The sequence below is a fragment of the Amycolatopsis sp. BJA-103 genome (assembly GCF_002849735.1).
Classification (GTDB): domain Bacteria; phylum Actinomycetota; class Actinomycetes; order Mycobacteriales; family Pseudonocardiaceae; genus Amycolatopsis.
Map to the genome: position 1 here is coordinate 4,558,080 of NZ_CP017780.1, position 19,353 is coordinate 4,577,432.

General features: G+C 68.8%; 18 protein-coding genes. 9 read left to right on the forward strand and 9 right to left on the reverse strand.

Going from position 1 to position 19,353, the window contains the following annotated elements:
* The 3 genes from BKN51_RS19635 to BKN51_RS19645 form a co-directional block, all read right to left on the reverse strand.
* A complete protein-coding gene (locus BKN51_RS19635) occupies nucleotides 1-264 on the reverse strand; it encodes an acyl carrier protein (RefSeq protein ID WP_168214359.1) in 264 nt (87 codons plus the stop codon).
* Nucleotides 257-1,906, reverse strand: coding sequence for a fatty acyl-AMP ligase (locus BKN51_RS19640; protein ID WP_168214360.1), 1,650 nt, complete (start codon nucleotides 1,904-1,906; stop codon nucleotides 257-259). The genes BKN51_RS19635 and BKN51_RS19640 overlap by 8 nt, the downstream gene beginning before the upstream one ends.
* 76 nt (nucleotides 1,907-1,982) lie before the next feature.
* Nucleotides 1,983-2,603: a DUF6801 domain-containing protein gene (locus BKN51_RS19645; protein WP_101609027.1), complete on the reverse strand. Its 621-nt coding sequence runs from the start codon at nucleotides 2,601-2,603 to the stop codon at nucleotides 1,983-1,985.
* A 367-nt stretch (nucleotides 2,604-2,970) separates the two neighbouring features.
* Between BKN51_RS19645 and BKN51_RS19650 the strand changes: the two genes are divergently transcribed.
* Complete coding sequence (locus tag BKN51_RS19650) at nucleotides 2,971-4,095, forward strand: S1 family peptidase (RefSeq protein WP_101609028.1); 1,125 nt, start codon at nucleotides 2,971-2,973, stop codon at nucleotides 4,093-4,095.
* 42 nt (nucleotides 4,096-4,137) lie between these two features.
* On the opposite strand, the gene BKN51_RS19655 is transcribed toward BKN51_RS19650, so the two are convergent.
* A complete protein-coding gene (locus BKN51_RS19655) occupies nucleotides 4,138-5,250 on the reverse strand; it encodes an FAD-dependent oxidoreductase (RefSeq protein ID WP_101609029.1) in 1,113 nt (370 codons plus the stop codon).
* 79 nt (nucleotides 5,251-5,329) lie between these two features.
* Between BKN51_RS19655 and BKN51_RS19660 the strand changes: the two genes are divergently transcribed.
* The gene (locus tag BKN51_RS19660; protein ID WP_101609030.1) at nucleotides 5,330-6,058 is read left to right on the forward strand and encodes a TetR/AcrR family transcriptional regulator; all 729 of its coding nucleotides are present in this window, start codon (nucleotides 5,330-5,332) and stop codon (nucleotides 6,056-6,058) included.
* 8 nt (nucleotides 6,059-6,066) lie between these two features.
* Here BKN51_RS19660 and BKN51_RS19665 read toward each other — a convergent pair whose 3' ends face one another.
* The gene (locus tag BKN51_RS19665; protein ID WP_101609031.1) at nucleotides 6,067-7,464 is read right to left on the reverse strand and encodes a hypothetical protein; all 1,398 of its coding nucleotides are present in this window, start codon (nucleotides 7,462-7,464) and stop codon (nucleotides 6,067-6,069) included.
* Between the two features lie 36 nt (nucleotides 7,465-7,500).
* Here BKN51_RS19665 and BKN51_RS19670 point away from each other — a divergent pair, with 36 nt between their 5' ends.
* Nucleotides 7,501-8,106, forward strand: coding sequence for a MarR family transcriptional regulator (locus BKN51_RS19670; protein WP_101609032.1), 606 nt, complete (start codon nucleotides 7,501-7,503; stop codon nucleotides 8,104-8,106).
* 208 nt (nucleotides 8,107-8,314) lie between these two features.
* On the opposite strand, the gene BKN51_RS19675 is transcribed toward BKN51_RS19670, so the two are convergent.
* Nucleotides 8,315-9,124 carry a helix-turn-helix domain-containing GNAT family N-acetyltransferase gene (locus BKN51_RS19675; RefSeq protein WP_101609033.1) on the reverse strand — a complete coding sequence of 270 codons (810 nt, stop codon included), beginning with the start codon at nucleotides 9,122-9,124 and terminating at the stop codon, nucleotides 8,315-8,317.
* Nucleotides 9,125-9,227: 103 nt separating this feature from the next.
* On the opposite strand from BKN51_RS19675, the gene BKN51_RS19680 reads away from it, so the two are divergent.
* Nucleotides 9,228-10,562 carry an FAD-dependent oxidoreductase gene (locus BKN51_RS19680; RefSeq protein ID WP_101613328.1) on the forward strand — a complete coding sequence of 445 codons (1,335 nt, stop codon included), beginning with the start codon at nucleotides 9,228-9,230 and terminating at the stop codon, nucleotides 10,560-10,562.
* On the opposite strand, the gene arsB is transcribed toward BKN51_RS19680, so the two are convergent.
* Complete coding sequence (gene arsB / locus BKN51_RS19685; RefSeq protein ID WP_101609034.1) at nucleotides 10,549-11,607, reverse strand: ACR3 family arsenite efflux transporter; 1,059 nt, start codon at nucleotides 11,605-11,607, stop codon at nucleotides 10,549-10,551. The genes BKN51_RS19680 and arsB overlap by 14 nt on opposite strands.
* A complete protein-coding gene (locus BKN51_RS19690) occupies nucleotides 11,604-12,023 on the reverse strand; it encodes an arsenate reductase/protein-tyrosine-phosphatase family protein (protein ID WP_101609035.1) in 420 nt (139 codons plus the stop codon). Before BKN51_RS19690 ends, arsB begins: the two co-directional genes overlap by 4 nt.
* Nucleotides 12,024-12,131: 108 nt before the next feature.
* Between BKN51_RS19690 and BKN51_RS19695 the strand changes: the two genes are divergently transcribed.
* The 5 genes from BKN51_RS19695 (at nucleotide 12,132) to BKN51_RS19715 (ending at nucleotide 17,967) form a co-directional block, all read left to right on the forward strand.
* A complete protein-coding gene (locus tag BKN51_RS19695) occupies nucleotides 12,132-12,506 on the forward strand; it encodes an ArsR/SmtB family transcription factor (RefSeq protein WP_233224276.1) in 375 nt (124 codons plus the stop codon).
* 371 nt (nucleotides 12,507-12,877) lie between these two features.
* Nucleotides 12,878-14,143: an MFS transporter gene (locus BKN51_RS19700; protein ID WP_101609036.1), complete on the forward strand. Its 1,266-nt coding sequence runs from the start codon at nucleotides 12,878-12,880 to the stop codon at nucleotides 14,141-14,143.
* Nucleotides 14,140-15,465 carry an ATP-grasp domain-containing protein gene (locus BKN51_RS19705; protein ID WP_101609037.1) on the forward strand — a complete coding sequence of 442 codons (1,326 nt, stop codon included), beginning with the start codon at nucleotides 14,140-14,142 and terminating at the stop codon, nucleotides 15,463-15,465. The genes BKN51_RS19700 and BKN51_RS19705 overlap by 4 nt, the downstream gene beginning before the upstream one ends.
* A complete protein-coding gene (locus BKN51_RS19710; RefSeq protein WP_101609038.1) occupies nucleotides 15,462-16,727 on the forward strand; it encodes an acyl-CoA dehydrogenase family protein in 1,266 nt (421 codons plus the stop codon). The genes BKN51_RS19705 and BKN51_RS19710 overlap by 4 nt, the downstream gene beginning before the upstream one ends.
* On the forward strand, nucleotides 16,720-17,967 hold the full coding sequence (locus BKN51_RS19715; protein WP_101609039.1) for an ATP-grasp domain-containing protein: 1,248 nt from the start codon (nucleotides 16,720-16,722) through the stop codon (nucleotides 17,965-17,967). The genes BKN51_RS19710 and BKN51_RS19715 overlap by 8 nt, the downstream gene beginning before the upstream one ends.
* Nucleotides 17,968-18,038: 71 nt before the next feature.
* Here the strand turns inward: BKN51_RS19715 and BKN51_RS19720 are convergent, their stop codons facing one another.
* Nucleotides 18,039-19,343, reverse strand: a complete 1,305-nt coding sequence (locus tag BKN51_RS19720) for an FAD-dependent oxidoreductase (protein WP_101609040.1) — start codon at nucleotides 19,341-19,343, stop codon at nucleotides 18,039-18,041.
* Between the last annotated feature and the right edge of the window lie 10 nt (nucleotides 19,344-19,353).

Consider the following 19,353-nt stretch of genomic DNA (forward strand, 5'->3'; position numbering starts at 1 on the left):
TCAGCGCCTTTCGTCGGATCCGTCGGCTTTATCGCCGAGTGCCTCTGTGAGCACTTCGGCCACCGACCCGATGTCGGTGAACCGGTCGAGCTGGTCCAGATCAATCCTCACGTCGTGGTAGATCTCCAGCGCCGACAGGAGTTTTATCCGTCCCTTTGAGTCGATGCCCAGCTCTTCGAGCGGTGCGTCCGGCTCGATTTCGGCGGGATCAAGCCGAAAAGTCTCGCTGACGACCTTCACGACCTCCGCGCGGTGATCACCCACGGCGCCGACTATAACGCGCCTTGGCCGCCGCCCGCGCCACCTTGCCACTGGAAGTGCGCGGAAGGTCACCGGAGGGAACCAGACGTACCGATCGCAACGTCAGATCATGTTCACGTGACACCGCGCGTAATACCATCCGGGTGACTTCTTTGACATCGGCTTCGGCGTTCTTTGCCCATTCGGCTACCAACATCGCCCCTTCACCCATTTCGTCCGCCACCCCGAAAGCGGCGACGCGGTCGCGGCGGATCGCCGGATGCGCTTCACCCGCCACCGCTTCGATGTCCTGCGGGTGAAAGTTGCGGCCGTCGATGACGATGAGGTCTTTGAGCCTGCCGGTGATGTAGAGGTCGCCGCGGTGGACGACGCCGAGGTCGCCGGTGCGCAGCCAGCCGTCGTCGCCCTCGAGTTCCCCGCCGAACGCGGCGGCGTCGCCACGGCCCCAGTAACCGGCCGCGACGTTCGGGCCGTGGATCCAGATCTCCCCGGCCAGGCCGTCGGGCTGCGCGACACCGTCGCGGACGATCCGCACCCGCTGCCCGAGCGGACGGCCGACCGAGACGAGCTCCTGACCGTCCGGCACCTCGACCGCGCGCCCCTGCGCGAGGGCCTCCCTGTCGAACACCGCGCCCCGCGGTCCTTCCGCGCCCGCGCTCGCCACGTACACCGTGGCCTCGGCCAGACCGTAGGACGGACGGTGGGCTTCGGGCCGGAACCCGCGCGGGCCGAACACCTCCCGGAAGCGCGCGACCGTGCGCGGTTGGACCGGTTCGGCGCCGTTGAGCGCGATCCGCACGTCGGAAAGGTCCAGATCGTCCCCGGCGTCTTCCGCGGCGTCGGCGGCCAGGTCGAACGCGAAGTTCGGCGCGGCGGTGAACACGGCCGGGTGATCGGCGAGCTGACGCAGCCACCTCGCGGGCCGGTGCACGAACTCGGCGGGTGACATGAACACCGACCGCGCGCCCGCGAAGACCGGCAGGCAAAGAAGCTGGATCAAGCCCATGTCGTGGAAGAACGGGATCCAGCCCGCACAAGTGGTCCCCTCGTCGACCGCGTAGGCCTGACTCGCCTGCCAGCAGGCCGCGGTGACCGCCCGATGCGGGATCACGGCACCGGCGGGCTCCCGCGTCGACCCGGACGTGTACTGGAGGTAGGCGGGACCCTCGGGCGTGACCGGGAGCGGATCCGCGCCCGGCCCGGAAAGCTCGTCGACCACGAGAAGATGTTCGGGCGTCCCGGCTTCCCGCGTCTTCGCGGCGGCAGCCGACGACGTCAGCCAGACCCGGGCACCGCAGTCCTCCAGCACACCGGCGAGCCTGCCCCGCTGCGCGGGGCTGCCCGGCGCCATCAACGGCACGGCCACCAGCCCCGCGGCGAGTGCTCCGAAGAACGCGAGGGGGTAGTTCAGGTCTTGGCCGGTCAGCACGGCGACGCGATCACCCGGACGCGTGACCCGGCCCAGCTCCCCCGCGACTTCCCTGACCCGGGAGACGAACTCCGCCCAGGTGACCGTGGTGTCCACGCCCGCGCCGTGATCCTGATGCGTGAACAGCGGGCGCGGGTCGGTCTCGCGAGCGAACAACCGCTCGACGATCGAGGTGCGCAGCACCTGCTCCGGGACTTCCACCGGCGACGCGGTCATGTCCGGCAACTTACTGGAGCCGGTGATCATCCGCTTAGCGCCCCTGCGGGGGTACGCAGGGGCGCCGGGAACCGGGTCAGTTCACCGTCACGGTCGCGAGCGAGGCGTCCTGGCCGGGGGCGATGCCGCACGGCAGGTCGAACGTGCCGAGGTCCGTCGGCGTCCCGTCCGCGTGCCTCGGCGTGACCTTCCCGGTGAAGGCGCCGCCCACCGCGAAGGCGACCGAACCGGGCTTCTTCACGGTGAGCCCGGGGATCGGGCCGGTGATACTGAGTGCCAGCGGGCCGTCCTGCGGTACGGCGGTGACCGGGAAACCCAGGCCGTTGAGCGTGACACCGAGTTCAGTGCCGTTGTAGTCGACGTCGACGTTGGCCGACGCCGTTCCTTCGATCGTCGCCGCGCCGATCAGATTCAGCGCGGTGACGCTGTCCCCGTCGAGGGAAACGGCCACCGAAAAGCCGGTGACATCGATCGGAGAGCCCGCGGTCACCGCCTCGGGAAAGGTCGCTGTCACCTTCGCGGCGACAGGCTGCGCTCCGATGAGCGGCATTTCGCAGGTGAAAGTCAGGTCCTTGGTCACCGGTCCGGCGAGCGGCGCGGCGCTCGCCGAAACGGCGGGCAAGGTGACCGCTGCTCCGGCGAAGACGAGAACGGCGGCGATCCTGGCAAAAGGTCTTACGGACGAAACGCGCGTCATGGAAATCCTCCGGTCAGGAATTCTGGAAAAGGAATGACAAAATCCGGGAAAACGTTACGGCGGCCCGAACCGGTCAACAACACACCAACGTATTCGTATCGATTCAGGCGACCGGGATCCGATTGTTCTTGTCATTCGAGGACGATTCCCGGATCGTATTCTTGCCAGGCGGGTACGCCGCCCGGCTCCTCCCCTCTCGACGCCGCGTGCGCCGCTCGACGCACCGGACACGGCCACTCGTTACTCCGACCGGCCGTTCGCTTCGGCGAATTTCGGACAGAAGACCGGACATTTCTCGCCCTTCCGCAGTCCTCGGCCGCACACTCTGCGAGCAGTGTGTTTCTTTCCCCCGGCCCTGGAGGATCCCATGCGTCGAAGAATCGCCCTGGCACTCGGCGGAGCCGCCGTCCTGACCGCGAGCCTCACTTCCGCCGCCCTCGCCCCCGTCGCGCTGGCTTCCCCCGGACTGATCACCGCCATGCAGCGGGATCTGGGGCTCACCGCCGCACAAGCCGAAACCCGGCTCGCCCAGGAAATGACCGCCTCACGCGTGCTGCCCGCCGCCCAGCAGGCCGCCGGTGCGGCGTTCGGCGGCGCCTGGTTCGATCCGGCCCGCGGCAAACTCGTCGTCGGGGTGACCGACCCCGCGGCGGCTTCCGCCGTCCGGCGGGCCGGTGCCGAACCCGCCACCGCCGCCATCAGCGCGGCGAAACTCGACGCCGCGAAGGCCGAAATCGACTTGTCGGCCCAGAGCAGGCCCGCCCCCGCGGCGGTCAGCGGCTGGCGTGCCGACCCCCGCAGCGGCAGTGTCGTGGTCGCCGTCCGGCCAGGCGCGCACGGCCCTGACATCGATGACTTCCTGGCCAGGGCCAGGAAAGCCGGTCCGGTCACGGTGGTCACCGCGCCGAAGGCCGAACCGTTCGCGGCGGGCACCGTCGGCGGCGACCCGTACTACATCAACGGCAACACCCGCTGCTCGATCGGTTTCTCCGTCCACGGCGGATTCGTCAGCGCCGGCCACTGCGGCGGCAACGGCAGTCCGGTCGTCGGCTGGGACGGCTCGGCGATGGGCAACTTCGCCGGTTCTTCCTTCCCCGGCAACGACTACGCGTTCATCCGGATCGGCAACGGCTGGTGGACCGCGCCGGTCGTCCTCGGCTGGGGCACGGTGAGCGACGCACTCGTCCGGGGTTCGTGGGTCGCCCCCGTCGGCACCTCGGTGTGCCGGTCGGGCTCGACGACGCACTGGCACTGCGGCACCGTGCTGGGGCACAACGAGACCGTCAACTACTCGCAAGGCGCGGTCCACCAGATGACCCGCACCAACGTCTGCGCGGAACCCGGCGACTCCGGTGGCTCCTTCATCACCGGCGACCAGGCGCAGGGCGTCACCTCCGGCGGCTGGGGCAACTGTGGCTCCGGCGGCGAAACCTGGTTCCAGCCGGTGAACGAGATCCTGCAGACCTACGGTTTGTCGCTCGTCACCGCGTGACCGCTCGTGAGTGGTAAGGACGGTTAGAACCGTCCTTACCACTCACGAGTTCGGGACATAGGCGGGAAGCGCGTCCAGGCTGTGGCGCACGGCCTCGGCACCATAAGCGAACATCTGCCGCTCGTAGTCACCGACAGCGCCGAGAAGGTCCTGTCGGCCCTCCGCGGCCTCGATCAGGCAGCGGCGCAGCAGATCGGCGTCGCGCAGGGCGGTGTTCGCGCCGTTGCCGCCGGTCGGCGAGGTGGCGTGGATCGCGTCACCGAGCAGGGTGACCGGACCCGGCGCCCAGCGCTCGCGGGGCTCGACCACACGGATGGACAGGAGGGTGCTGTTGTCCGGATCGGACTGCTCGACGAGCGCCCGGAGTTCCGGATGCCAACCGTCCATCCTGGACAGAGCGGCGTCTTGCGGGGTCGCTGCGCCGAGCGGACCGGTCGGCAGGATCATCGCCCAGCGCACGTAGTCACGGACATCGGGAAGGGTCACCTCGGGCGCCAGCCGCTCGGCCGCCTCCTTCGGCGGGGTGCGGAACCGCATCGCCCCGAGCAGCAGGCTCACCCCGTCCCCGGCGATCTTCGAGCCGAAAGCCCGCGAAAGTTCGGTTAAGCGTTCGGTCAGCGGCGTGCGGCCGATGACGAACCGGACACCTGTGTCGGTCGGGGTGATCCGCGGTGCCAGCGCCGCGCGGACGGCGGAGCCGACCCCGTCCGCCCCGACCAGCAGATCGGCGGTCACCGGGTCACCGTGCGCGAGGCGGGCGGAAACCTTGCCGCCGGGCAGTACGTCGTAGCCGGTCACCCCGGCACCGGTCCGTACCCGGAGCCCGGTCAGCAGCAGATGCCGGAGCACGTGCCGGTCGACCACGGTGCCGGTCCTGCCGGGGCCGAGCTCACCGATCTTGTTCAGGTGCCGGTCCAGGATCAGGCGCTCGCCGTAGGCGTCACCGACGATCGCGTCCAGCAGTGGATGCCAGCGCGGCGGCAGGCAGGCGCGCACCGCTTCGAACCCCGCCGGGTTCAGCACGAGCCGGTAGCCCTGGAACCGCGCGGTGATCGCCGGATCCCGCTCGTAGACCTCGGCCTCGATGCCGGCGCCGCGCAGACCCTGCGCCAGGCAGAGACCTCCCAGACCGGCTCCGGCAACTGAAACTCGCATCACACGCCTCCGAATCGAACTTAGTTCGCCGCTAACGAACTAAGTTCTACACAGCGAACTAAGTTCGCGTCAAGCTAGAGTGACCGGCATGCCCTCCGACCCCCGGCAACGCCGAGCAGCTCGTCACGCCCAGCCCACCGGGGATTCCGCGACGTCGCCGCCGCGCAAGAAGCCCATCACGGTCGACCGGATCACCGACGCCGCATTGCAGGTCGTGGCCACCGAGGGCTACGACGCCCTGACCATCCGCCGGGTCGCCGCGGTGCTCGGCGCCGGGCCGTCGTCGCTGTACGCGCACATCGTCAACAAGGACGACATCGACGATCTGCTCGTCGGCCGGCTCTATGCCGGGGTCGTGCTCCCCGAACCGGATCCGGCGCGGTGGCGACAGCAGATCCGCGACGTCTACACGCAGATCCGCGACCAGTACCTGAAGTACCCCGGTGTCTCCCGTGCCGCGCTGGGCACGGTCCCCACCAACCTTCACACGCTGCAGGTACGCGAAGGGCTCCTGACGATCCTGCTCGCCGGGGGCATCGAACCGCAGACCGCCGCCTGGGCACTCGACGCCCTTTCCCTCTACGTCAGCGCCTACGCCTTGGAGCAGTCACTCGTCCAGCAACGGCGGAAAGACCCGGAGCAGGAGTGGGTTCTCAGCCGCGAGGAGCTGCTACGCCGGTTCGCGGCCCTGCCGGCCGACGCGTTTCCGCAGACCAGGCGCCACGCCGACGCGTTGACCTCCGGCACCGGGCACGACCGGTTCGACTTCACCCTCGGCCTGATCATGGACAACCTCACCCGGCCCTAGCGGGATGATCACCACTCGGCCAGCCGGGGCGTCAAAGCGTCCTCGAGTGCCTGCTGCCGCCTGGCCTCCGGGTTCCGGTACTCCTTGACCATGTCGTCGGTCGTCAGATATTCGTCAGGCCGGCCCGACGGGCCGGCGGTGGTGAGCAACGTGGTCGCCGGATACTCGATTTCGAAAGGGCCGTACGTCCCGCTTTTCTTCTCTCGGTAGAAGCGCGTGATCGCGAGTCCGTTGCTCACCGCCGCTTTCGCCCCGAGGTGCACGGTCAGCACTTGACCCGCTCCCGCCTGCCATCCCTGCTTCCACATCGGGGCCGCGAGGACCGGGACGAGAAGGTGGGTGACCCCGGCCGCGACGAGGTGCAGGCGCCGCGCCGGGCGGGTGAAGTCCTCGCACACCTGGACGGCGAACCGCCCCGCGCGGGAGTCGAGCACGGTGATCAGGGAATCGTGGGAGATGCGTTCGTCGCGTTTGACCCCGCCGAGTTCGACCTCGTACTCCTTCTGTTTCCCCACCGTGAAGCAGAATCCCGACATCTTGTCCTGGGTGAGCATCGGCTCGACCCAGCCGTTGCGATGGACGAGGACGGCGCGGTTCGGCGGACGACTGCTGGCCGGATGAGGTCCCACACCGATCACCGGACCGGTTCCCAGCAGGAGCCAGGTGAGCGAGCTTCCTTCGGGCCGCGGCGTGGCGCGGAGCAGCTCACGCCATCGTTCGAGGAGGCTGTCGTCCAGGCAACCCTCCGGAAGGATCGCCAACACCGCCCCGCTCTTGTCGAGAACGTTCAGCGCCCTCGCGATCCGGTCGTCGAGTCGCGTGCTGACGGGCCCGACGGTGTAGAACCCACCGTCGGGATGATCGGGCTCCCAGCGCAAGTCCGCCGGGTCGGCCAGCAGGGGCAACTGCGCGATCCTGAGCAGGCCGCGCCCGTCCGGCCGCGGCAGGTCGCGGACGGCGGGGACCCGGGAAATCTGCAGATTGGCGCTGACATAAGGCGGGATCCGCAACAACTGGAGGAAATCGTCGAGATCCTCCGCGTCCTCGTTCGGACGGCAGGGGGAAGTACGGCGGGGCAGCAGGATGCCCCCGGTCTGGTCGTTGAGCCTGCCGTTCATCTCCAGCCGCACCTGAAGGTAGTCGAGTGCCCGGAAACCCAGGTAGGACGTGTCGGCGTTGGCGTCGAGGAGCGCGAGGTCGAGACCGAGCAGAATGCCGAAACTCGTCGGATCGTCCGGGGAGTCGGAGATCCACTCCGCGGAAAGGAAGCCCGTCGCCCGCACCTCGTTTCGCACGGCTTCCTTGACGGCCTGGACACTGTCGCGCACCGACCACTCGCTGAGCGTGTCCCCGTGCACTTTCTTGAGCTCGTCGTAGAGGTTGACGAACTCGTCGGCAGGATCCATACTTAACACTTCCTTGATTCTGGAGGTGGAGAGCCCATGCCCTCGACTGCGACAGCCGTACCGGACACGACACCGGCGAGCCTGAGGCCCACCGCCGAGGGGGTATCCCGAGGCTTCGAGGCCTGGGCGACGAAGCTGAAAGAAGAGACCGGTGAGGGAAAGGTGCTCGGCGACCACGCGGCGGTCGACCGCTGGGCGGCCGCGGTGGGCAGATGGCTGGTCGACGCCGCCCTGCTCGCGGACATTCCGTCACTGAGCTCGGCGTTGCGTGCCTTCCAGAACGCGGGGATGCGACTGCAACCGGGCGGCCACACCATGCGACTCGAGGCCGTCGTCATGGGATTGGCCGAGGTGGCACAAGCCGCGCTCGACCGGGCGGAGCAGGCGGCGCTGGCCGACACCCTGGACCCGAAGTCCTGGGCGGCCAAGATGCTCGTGCTGGTGCACCGCGAACCACACATCACCAGTTCTGACGTCTGTGATCGGCTCAAGGTCCACGAAGCGCAGATCAGCCGCAGCGGAAAGATGCTCCTGGAGCGCGGCCTGGTCGTCAAAACCCGGCTCGGCCGGTCGAAGGGCTGGTACGCCACTCCCCGGGGCGAAGCCGTGGCCGAACAGCTCGCGGAGCGAGGAGACGAATAGTCGCGCTCCGACGACCCCGATCGCCGTTCCCCGCCGTTGTCGCGAATGGCGATTTTCATCCCACCCTCCGGCCGCCGTTCCTGAACTAGTCGCCGGCAGGCCGTGAATGGTTACGCGCAGCAATACCCGTGAGACGCGATTTGACGCTTCCTTTGAGAGGAAGTTCGAAAGTGTGGGATGCGAAGTCCGCGCACCATTCTCTTCCCGCTCAACAGTCGACCTCACTGCGACGTTCGAGGAAAACGGTGTCGTGCCAGACATCGCCACGCCGGGCGATGCGTTCGCGGATGCCCACGGTGCGGTAACCGGCGCTGCGATACAGGGCGATGCTCGCGCGGTCATCGGTGAAGACGGAGGTTTGCAACGTCCGGATCCCGGCGGCGTCGGCTTCGGTGACCTGTTTGTGGATCAGAGCCTTTCCGACGCCGCGGCCGCGGTGGCTTTCGACGACATGGACGATGGTCTCGGCGACACCTCGATGACGAGCACGCGACGAAATCGGGGCCGCGACGGCCCAGCCGACGACTTCACCATCGCTTTCCGCGACCCATTGGTGATCCGGCAATCCTTGAACGTCGAATTCGGCGGCGACATCTTCACCGGAAATCCGTCGTAACGTCTCCGCGTCGTCGTCGATCATCGGGCGCACGGTGACGTCGTCAGGCACGTTGTCCGGGCAGCAGGGCCGAGGGGCGAGCAGACCCATGACGGCGTCGGCCGCGTGCGGGAGACCGCTGCAGCAGGCCTGGTTGATCGTGACGACGGTCGCGGTGCCCTCCTTGCGCAGGTGCAGGAAACCGACCTCGGCCAGCTTCCGGACATGATGCGAGCACGTCGACTGGCTGGTCCCAAGGATCTCGGTCAGGGCTCCGACGGTCAGGCCGCGGGGCGAGGTCGCGACCGCGTGCAGCAGTTTCACCCGCATCGGCTCGGCCAGGCAGGCGAACCATCCGGCGTAGGTCGCGGCTTCCTGTTCGGGCAGGAGGCCGACTAGGGGAACGGGCACCACCGAGGTCATGGCACACAGTATCGACCAGAATCGATGGTTGCGTCAATCGATGGCCATCGATACAGTCCCCGCATCGACTCAATCGAGCGTGATCGATGAAAGGGGCATGGGGATGAACGAGCTTCCTGTCGTAGTGATCGGAGCGGGCCCGGTGGGACTGGCGGCGGCCGCCGAGCTGGTGGAACGGGGTCTTGAGCCACTCGTACTGGAGCGCGGCCCGCGAGCGGGCGCGGCGGTGGCGGCGTGGAATCACGTCCGGCTGTTCTCCCCTTGGTCCGAGCTCGTCGCTCCGGCGGCCGGGCGGCTGCTGGAGAAGACCGGCTGGACGAGGCCCGATTCCGAGGCTTGTCCGACGGGTTCGGACTGGGCCGGGTCGTATCTGCGGCCGCTGGCGGAAGCGCTGTCTGACCGGGTGCGGTTCGGCGCCGAGGTGACCGGAGTGGCACGTCGCGGCCGGGACCGGGTGGTGGACAGCGGCCGGGACGACGAGCCGTTCACCGTGCACGTCCGCTCCGCCGACGGTTCGGAGGAGCGGATCGCGGCGCGGGCGGTGATCGACGCGTCGGGGACCTGGACAACCCCGAATCCCCTTGGCGGGGAAGGACTTCCAGCCGCCGGAGAGCGAACCGCGGCGGACCGGATCGGCTACCGGGTCCCGGATCTGGGCGACGAGACCGTGCGGGCGCGCTACGCGGGCAAGCATGTGGTGGTCGCGGGCAGCGGGCATTCGGCGCTGACCGCGCTGGTCGCGTTGTCCGGCCTGGCGAAGGACTCGGCGAGTACGCGGATCAGCTGGGTGCTGCGCCGCGGTTCGGTCGGCGACACCTTCGGCGGCGGCGACGCCGACCAGCTTCCCGCCCGGGGCGCTCTCGGCCTGCGCGCGCGGGCCGCGGTGGACGCGGGACTGATCACGGTCGTGACCGGGTTCCGCACCGAGGCTGTCGAACGCGACGGCGACGGGCGGCTGTCGCTGCTCTCCTCCGCCGGGCAGCGGCTCGGCCAGGTCGACGAAGTGGTGACCCTGTCCGGGTTCCGCCCCGATCTGACCTGGCTCTCGGAGATCCGGCTGGAACTGGACCCGACCCTGCAGGCGCCGGTCGCGCTCGCGCCGCTGATCGATCCGAACGTGCACTCGTGCGGAACCGTGTACCCGCACGGCGCCAAGGAACTCGCCCACCCGGAGAAGGACTTCTACCTCGCGGGCATGAAGAGTTACGGCCGGGCGCCGACCTTCCTCGCCATGACCGGCTACGAACAGGTGCGCAGCATCGCCGCCGAGCTCGCCGGTGACCACGAAGCCGCCGCCCGCGTGGAGCTCCGGATGGCCGAAACCGGCGTCTGCGGCGGCGCCGGCCTGTTCGACGAGCCGGACGACGCACCGGCCGCCGGAGGCTGTTGCGCGGCACCGGAGCCGGTGGCCCTCTCGCTCGGGGTCACGAGCCGCTGACAGGCCAGCGTTTCCGCAGCCACAGGCTGACGTAGACCAGGCCGACCAGCACCGGTACTTCGATCAGCGGGCCGACGACACCGGCGAGAGCCTGCCCGGAGGTCACGCCGAAGACGCCGATCGCGACGGCGATCGCGAGTTCGAAGTTGTTGCCCGCGGCGGTGAACGCCAGTGTCGTCGTTCGCTCGTAGGACAGGCCCGAAGCCTTGCCCAGCGAGTAGCCGCCGACCCACATGACCGCGAAGTACACCAGCAGCGGCAGCGCGATCCGGGCGACGTCGAGTGGCCGCGAGGTGATGTTCTCGCCTTGCAGCGCGAAAAGGATCACGATGGTGAACAGCAGGCCGTACAGCGCGACCGGGCCGATCTTGGGCAGGAACGTGCTCTCGTACCACTCACGGCCCTTGGCGCGCTCCCCGGCGCGGCGGGAGAGGTAGCCGGCGGCGAGCGGGATACCGAGAAAGATGATCACGCTCAGCGCTATCTCCCACGGTGAGAAGTCCAGCGTCGTCGTGTCCAGACCCAGCCAACCGGGCAGCAGGTCGAGGTAGAACCAGCCGAGCACACCGAACATGATCACCTGGAAGACCGAGTTCAGCGCGACCAGCACCGCCGCGGCCTCGCGGTCACCGCAGGCGAGGTCGTTCCAGATGATCACCATCGCGATACAGCGGGCCAGCCCGACGATGATCAGCCCGGTCCGGTACTCGGGAAGGTCCGGCAGCATCAGCCAGGCGAGCGCGAACATCAGCGCCGGACCGAGAATCCAGTTGAGCACCAAGGAAAGCACCATGGTGCGCCGGTCACGGGTGACGGTGTGCAGCCTGTCGTAGCGGACCTTCGCGAGGACCGGGTACATCATCAGCAGCAGACCGAGCGCGATCGGCAGCGACACCTGCCCGATCTTCACCGCGTCCAGCACCCCTTGCAGTCCGGGGATCACGCCGCCCAGCACCAGTCCGGCCACCATGGCGGCGACGATCCACACCGGCAGATAACGGTCGAGAAAGGACAGTTTGCGCACGACATCGGCGGTTTGGGTCACGCGGGATCCTTGGGGGTGTCGAGGATTTCGGTGACCAGGCGGCGGACGCGGCGGTCGATCTCGTCGCGGATCGGGCGGACGGCGTCCACTCCCCGACCCGCCGGGTCTTCGAGCGGCCAGTCGAGGTAACGCTTGCCGGGGAACACGGGGCAGGTGTCACCGCAGCCCATGGTGATCACCACGTCGGAGGCTTCGACGTCCTCTGTGGACAGTTTGACCGGAATCTCGGCGGTGATGTCCAAGTCCCACTCCGCGAGCGCGGCCGCGGCGGCGGGGTTCACCGCCTCGGCGGGTTCGGACCCCGCGGACCGGACGGCGATCCGGCCGAGCGAGTAGTGCCGCACCAGCGCGGCGGCCAGCTGGGACCTCCCGGCGTTGTGCACGCAGACGAACAGCACTTCGGGCGTGCGGGTCATGCCATCTCCTCGAGACTGGATCGAAGTTCGCCGATGCAACCTAGGAGACTGGATCGAGATTTGTCAATCCAACGGGTATGGTGGGATGCCAGGTGTGAAGGGAGGGTCGTGACGAGCGAGAAACTGACCCTGCTGATGGCCGCCCCCGCGGCGGTCGTCGATCCCGGTGACGCCGAGACGGCCGCGAAGCTGTTCAAGGCGTTGTCGGATCCCGTGCGGATCCGGCTGCTGTCGCTGGTGCGGCACTCCCCCGGTGGCGAGGCGTGTTTCTGCGACCTGGCCGAAGAATTCGACATGCCCCAGCCCTCGCTCAGTCATCACCTGCGCGTGCTGGTCTCCGCCGGCATCCTCGTGCGGGAACGACGCGGAACCTGGAGCTGGTACACCGTCGTCCCCGAACCGCTCGAAACCCTGGGAACCCTGCTCCGCGCGGGCGGCCCGCTCGCCGACCGGCCCGCCCGCCTCACCGACGCGGGGTGCTGAACAACCGGTCCAGCGCCGACGGCCACCCCAGACGTCGCGAAAGCCACTTTCGCGACGTCTGATGTCCCGAAAGTGGCTTTCGCGACACCGCCACCGGCCCCGTATTTCCCCATCCGTCGGGAAGAGTTCCCCTACCTGCCGGGAAAGATCCGAACCTAGCCTTTGGGCACCGGTCGGCCATCTCGGCAACGCTCGCTGTCCCTCCCATGGACTGGGCCCGCGCCGGTGCGTTTCGTGAACCACCGCGGGTATCGGACAAATGGAGGTGGCTGTGTGACTGACCAAGGAATCGGCGTACCGGCGATCGGCGCGGCGCCGGTCGGCCGATGCGGCCGTGGCCAGGCCGAGCGTTCGATGACGGGCACGGCGGCATGACCGGCGACACGAGGACCGGCGTCTTCGCGGTGCTGCGGTCCACCCCCGCCCCGGTCAGGTATCTGCTCGGCGGCATGCTGGTCAACCAGCTGGGCGCGTTCGTCCAGACGTTCTTGATCCTGTATCTGACCTTCCGGGGCACCTCGGTCGGCTTCGCCGGGGTCTGCCTCGCCGCGTACAGCGTGGGGGCGATCTTCGGCGCCATGCTCGGTGGCGAGCTGACCCACCGGTTCGGCGGCCGCGCGACGATCGTGACGGTGATGACGTGCGCGGCACCGCTCGTCGCGTCGATCCCGCTGGTCTCGGGCACGCCTCCGCTACTGCTCGCGGTGATCGCGTTGTCCGGGCTGTCGATCCAGGCCTACCGGCCGGCGGCGGCGGTGCTGCTCGCCGAGCTCATGCCGGAAGAGCACAAGGTCATGGGCTTCTCGATGATGCGCATCGCGCTGAACATGGGCGCGGCCGTGGCACCGCTGATCGCCGCCGTGGTCATCCAGGTGAACTGGGACCTGCTGTTCTGGCTGGACGGAGCGACCGCGGCGCTGTGGGCGCTGCTGGCGTTCGTGTTGCTGCCGAAGCAAACCGCGACCCGCCACGACGCCGAGCCCGGCGGCACACCGGTTCCGGCCCTGAGCGCTCGCGAGGTGTACGGGAAGCTGGTCCGGGACACCCGGTTCCTGTGTTACCTGGTGGCAGGCGTGTTCGGCATGATGATCTACGCCGGGTCGGTCGCGGTGCTGCCGTTGAACATCGTCGCCGCCGGCCATCCGGTCGGCCTGTACAGCACGGTCCTGGTGATCTCCTCGGTCGTGCTGATCACCTGTGAACTGAAGATCACCACCTACATCGTCCGGATCCCGAAGTACCTCGCCGGACTGTTCGGCAACCTGGTCAGCGCGGTGGCGTTCACCCTCTACGGGCTGATCGCGCAGCATCCGTTCTTCGTGGTCGCCGGCGCGCTGCTGGCGGTGTCCGGGCTGATGATCCACGGACCGAGCACGGCCGCCCATCCCGCCACGTTCCCGGTCGAGGTGAGAAGCCGGTACATCGCGACGAAGGAAACGTTGTCCGGTGTGGCCGCGACCTTGGGCCCGATCCTGGGGCTGTTCCTCTGGAGCGAGTTCGGCGGTCCGGCGTTCTGGGGCTTCTGCGCGGTGCTGTCCGTCATCGCCGGATCGATGCACATCTACGGCCTCAAACAGCCTCCCGTGCCGGAGCCTGTGGCCGAACCCGAGCCGGAAGTCGTGGGAGAGCGACCATGAACGAATCGAACGGCGTGCTGCTGGTCATCGGCAGCGGACTGAAGCTGTATCGCGAATACCTGGTCTCGTCCATCCACCGGTGCGCCCGCGCGGCCGGAATCGGCTTGGTGCTGCTGAACAATCTCAAACCCACCTGGCAGCACGCCTACTTCGACGAGATCGTCCACACCGACGTGTTCGACGCGGACGAGATGCTCGCCGCCGCCCGTGAGGTCGCCGGACGGCACCGGATCGTCGGCCTGATGTGCTGGGACGAGCCGGTCGTGCTCGCCGCGGGCGAACTCGCCGCCGAACTCGGGGTACCCGGGTTGAGCGTGGACGGCGTCCGCGGTTGCCGCGACAAGAACCGCACCCGCGCCGTGCTGACCGCCGAAGGACTGCTGCAACCGGGCTACGCCTTGACCACCGGCCTCGAAGAGGCACGTGCGGCGGCCGCCCGGATCGGATACCCGGTGGTGCTCAAACCGAGGGCGATGGGCGCGAGCATCGGCGTGGTGTACGCCGCCGACGAGTCCGAAGTGGACGCCGCGTTCGGTGTCGCGATGGGCGCGGCCACCGTCGACCAGAGCCGCTACGGCGGCGGCGCGATCGTGGAAGGTTACGTCTCCGGGCCGGAGATCAGCATCGACGCCGCCGTGTACAAGGGCGAGTACCTGCCGATGTTCGTGGCCCGTAAGGAAACCGGCGACCAGCCGTACTTCGAGGAGATCGGGCACGTCGTCGACGCCGGCGATCCGCTGCTGCACGACACCGTCCTGATGGACGTCCTGGCCAAGGCCCACCGCGCGCTCGGCGTGGAGGACGGCATCACCCATTCCGAAGTCCGGCTGACCGACCGCGGGCCGCTGATCATCGAGATCAACGGCCGCCTCGGCGGCGACCTGATCCCGTTCCTCGGCAGGACGGCCACCGGTCTCGACCCCGGCGAGATCCTGTTCGCCGTCGCGACCGGGCACCGGCCGGTCATCGCCCCCACCCGGGACGTGGTCGCCGGTATCCGGTTCGGCTACCCGGACCACGACTGCCTCGTCCACGGGGTCACCGTCCCGTCCGATCGGGAAACGGTGCCGGGCCTGGTCTTCGCGTCACCGATGATCGACCCGGGGACCACCCTGCGGCTGCCGCCCGGCGGCTACCTCGCCCGGCACTCGTTCGTGGTGTGCGAGGCCGAGGACCGTGAAACCTGTGCCCAGCGACTGGATACGGCTGCCGCCCTGGTGCGGGTCGACGCCGATCCGGTGGACCCACCAGAACCCGGTACCGCGTTCGAGATGCCCGCCGGGCTGCTCGACGTCGACGAACACGAGGGAGTTTCCGCATGACCATGACCGAGCCCGTCCGCACCGATGTGCCGCTGACCGGCGCGCAGATCCTCGCGAACGCGAAAGCGCTCGCGCCGATCCTGCGTGAGCGGGCCGCGGAGATCGAGAAGAACCGGAGCCTGCCCGCGGACGTGGTCGAGCTGCTGCGCGACTCCGGCGCGTTCCGGATCGGCTTCACCCGGGAATGGGGCGGCCCGCACATGACCTCGATGGAGCAGACCGAGGTGATCGAAGCCCTGTCCTGGGGCGACGCGTCCGTCGGCTGGTGCGCCAAGCTCGGCTCGGACATCGGCTTGCACGCCAACTTCCTCGACCAGGAGGAGGCGCGCCGGATGTTCACCAGCATCGACATGCACTCCGCGGGGGTGCTGCCGGTGACGGGGCACGCGGAGCGCGTTCCCGGCGGCTACCGGCTCACCGGCCGGTGGGGCTTCGGCAGCGGTTCGACCCACGCCGAATGGGTCGCCTCCGGCGCCATGGTGTTCGAGAACGGCGAGCCCTACGCCAGCCCGGACGGCAGCAACCCGCACGAGTCGCGCCTGTTCATGGTGCCGGGCGACCAGATCGAATCGGTCGACAACTGGTACACCCTCGGCCTGTGCGGTTCCGGCAGCAGTGACTACAAGATCACCGACGTGTTCGTCCCGGAGAACCACACCCTGACCTTCGACAACCCCAAGGTCCCCAACGGACCGCACGTGCAGCCGGACGTGATCCAGCGCAGCATGTGCGGGGTGCCGCTCGGCGTGGCGAGGGCCGCGCTGGACTACGTCCGCGGCCTCACCATGGAACGGGTCGACATGCTGAAAGGCTCGCCCTGGCGGATGAGCGGCGTCGCCTGGAAGGACAACGAGCACATCCAGATCACGCTGGCCGAATGCGAGGCCGACTACAGCACGACGCGCGCCGGGGTCTACCGGGCGCTGGAACGGCAGTGGGAGGTCACCGCCGACGGGATCGGCACGCTGGACGATCTCACCCCCGACGAGCGGGTCGCGCCGGCACTGACCGGCTGGCAGGCGTTCCAGATGTCCAAGCGGGTCGTGCAGCGGCTCTGCGATCTGCTCGGCACCGCGGCGATCAGGTCGGGCGACCCGATGAACCGGTGGCTCCGGGACTCGATGACGATGGCCATGCACCCGACCGCGAGGGACCGGGTCACCCAGACGGTCGGCGCGCACCTGGTCGGTGCCAAGCCTTCCATGCGGTTCATGCTCGGCATCGTGGACAAGCCCAAGACCGAGTCCGAGCTCGATGCGTGAGCGACCCATCCTGATCGTCGGGTTCGTGACGCCGGTGCTGATGGCACTCACCGGCGCCGAACCCGACGGTTCGGTCATCCTCGTCGAAGAGCCGGACGTGATCCGGAAACGGGATCTGCGCGCGAGACTGGACGGGTCCCCGCTGGTCCGTGAACTGATCGGCTGGGAATACGCCAGTCCCGGCACGGCCGACGAGTTCTACGCCACCCACCGCGACCTCGACCCGGTCGCGGTGGTGCCGCTGATCGAGTACGCCACCCCGTTCGCCGCCCGGCTCGCCGAACGCTACGGCCTGCCGGGCGCGAGCCTCGGCGCCGCGCAGATCCTGCGGGACAAAGCCTTGCTGCGCAAGGTCAGCGCGGCCGCCGGGCTGGCCAATCCGGAGTGCGCCACGGTGACCGGCCCGGCGGAAGTGCTGGCGTTCATGGCCGCCCATCCGGGCCCGGTGGTGCTCAAACCGGCGAACCGGCAGGCCGCGGTCGGCACGCAGATCGTCCGTGACCCGGCCGAAGCCGAGCAGGCCTGGACGAGCTGTGTCGAGCAGGACGAGGGCATCTTCGTACCCGACCGGCCGATGGAACTGTCCATGCTGGTCGAGCGGTACGTGCCCGGGCCCGAGTACAGCGTCGAGATGCTCGTCCGCGGTGGGCGGCGGCTGTTCGCCAACGTCACCGGCAAGCAGCTCTACCCCGGCCCGCGGCCGGTGGAGCTGGCGCATATCGTCCCGGCCGACATTCCCGGCGACCTCGCCGAGACACTGGCGGAGCAGACCGATCGCGTCGTCGCGGCCGTCGGGTTCGCCGACGGCATCCTGCACTGCGAGTGGATCGTCTCCGACGGTGTGCCGTATCTGGTGGAATGCGCGGGCCGGATCGCCGGGGACGGCATCATGGAGGTCATCGACCGCGCCTATTCGATGGAACTGCTGCGTTCGTACTTCATGATGATGCGCGGCGAGCCGCTGCCAGAGCTGCCTCGCCGCGCCACGGGCGGAGCCGCCGTCCGGTTCGTCCCGATGGAGCCGGGAGTGATCGACGCCGTGCTGGGACTCGAGGAGGCCCGTCAGGCGGAAGGCGTGTTCCTGGTGGACATCCAGGTCAAACCCGGCCACCGGTTCTCCGGGCTGCGCAGCTCGTGGGACCGGACGGGGCTGGTGATGGCCGTCGCGGACAGCCCGGCCGAAGCGTTGCGGCGCGCGGAGAAGGCCGCGGGCCTGATCCGCATCGAGGTTCGTCCGTAGCGTTGCTCTCACGCGTGAAGGCCCCCTTCCCTCAGCTGAGGGAAGGGGGCCTTCACGCGCTAGTCGCGCCTTCAGCGGCGCAGCCGCCGGACGGCGGCCGCGGCGACGGCCGAGAGAGCGGCCGCGGCCGAGTACTTCAGGATGCGATGCTGGCGGGTCGCCCGGTGCAGCGCCTTGGCATACGGGACCGTGGTGTTGGTGACCATCGCGTGCAGAGGCATCCAGCGGTGGCGGAGAACCTTCTCCAGCACGGTGTCGCAAGCGCGTTCCAGACGGACCGCCGGCGAGCGCACGGTGTCGCGGAGCTCGGCGAAGTTGCGGTGGGACATGGTCGCCAGGGCATCGGTGTTCGGCTTGCGGCGGGAGTAGTACCTCGTCAGCGCCGACGAGGTGCTGTTCGGATGATGGGCGAGGCTCTCCGTCAGCTCCAGCGCGTCCTCGAAGGCCGAGTTCATCCCCTGTGCCAGGAACGGATAGACGGCGTGGCAGGCGTCGCCGATCAGCACCACCTTGCCCTCGTAGGTCCACGGCGCGGTGCTGACGGTGACGAGGTTGAAGGTCGGTTGCCGCAGGAACGTCTCGCCGAGGTCGGGAACCAGCGACAGGACGTCGGGGAAGTACTCGCGGAACAACGATTCCACGTCCGAAGCCGTCCGCAGCGAGTCGAAGCCGTGCGTGCCGTGGAACGGGAGGACGCAGGAACAGGTGAAGGAGCCGTCGCGGTTGGGGTGGGCGAACATCATGATGTCGCCGCGGGGCCAGAGGTGGAAGACGTCGTCCGCCATGCGGTGGGAGTCGTCGGCCGCCGCCGGGATGTGGAGTTCGCGCCAGCCCCATTCGAGGTAGTTCTGCGAGAACTCCGCACGCTGCTCGTGGTGCATGAACCGGCGGACGGCCGAAAACGCGCCGTCCGCGCCCACCACGACATCCGGCTTCACCACGAGCGCCTGCCCGTTCGGGTCCACAAAGGACACCGAGGGCAGGTCGCGGTCCATCCCCGTGCAGCGCGTGTCGAACACGAATCGCACGCCGGGTACCCGGCTGGCTTCCTCCACCAGCAGCGCGCTCAGGTCCTGGCGCTGGATGGCCAGGATGCCGCCCTCGCCGTACGCCGAGAACCGCAGCCCGCCATCGGTGTTGTGCAGCATCCGGCCCTGCATCGGCACCACGAGCCGCCGCACTTCCTCCGACAGCCCGAGCCGGTCCAACGCCGCCAGGCCGCGCCGTGACAGCCCTAGATTCATCGACGTCACCGCGCTGGCTGTCTCGCGGGGGTCCGGACGACGGTCGTACACCGTGACCGTATGCCCTTGCCTGCCCAGCGAAAGCGCCAGGAAAGCGCCGGCCATGCCGGCGCCCACGATCGCGAACTCCACTATGCACTCC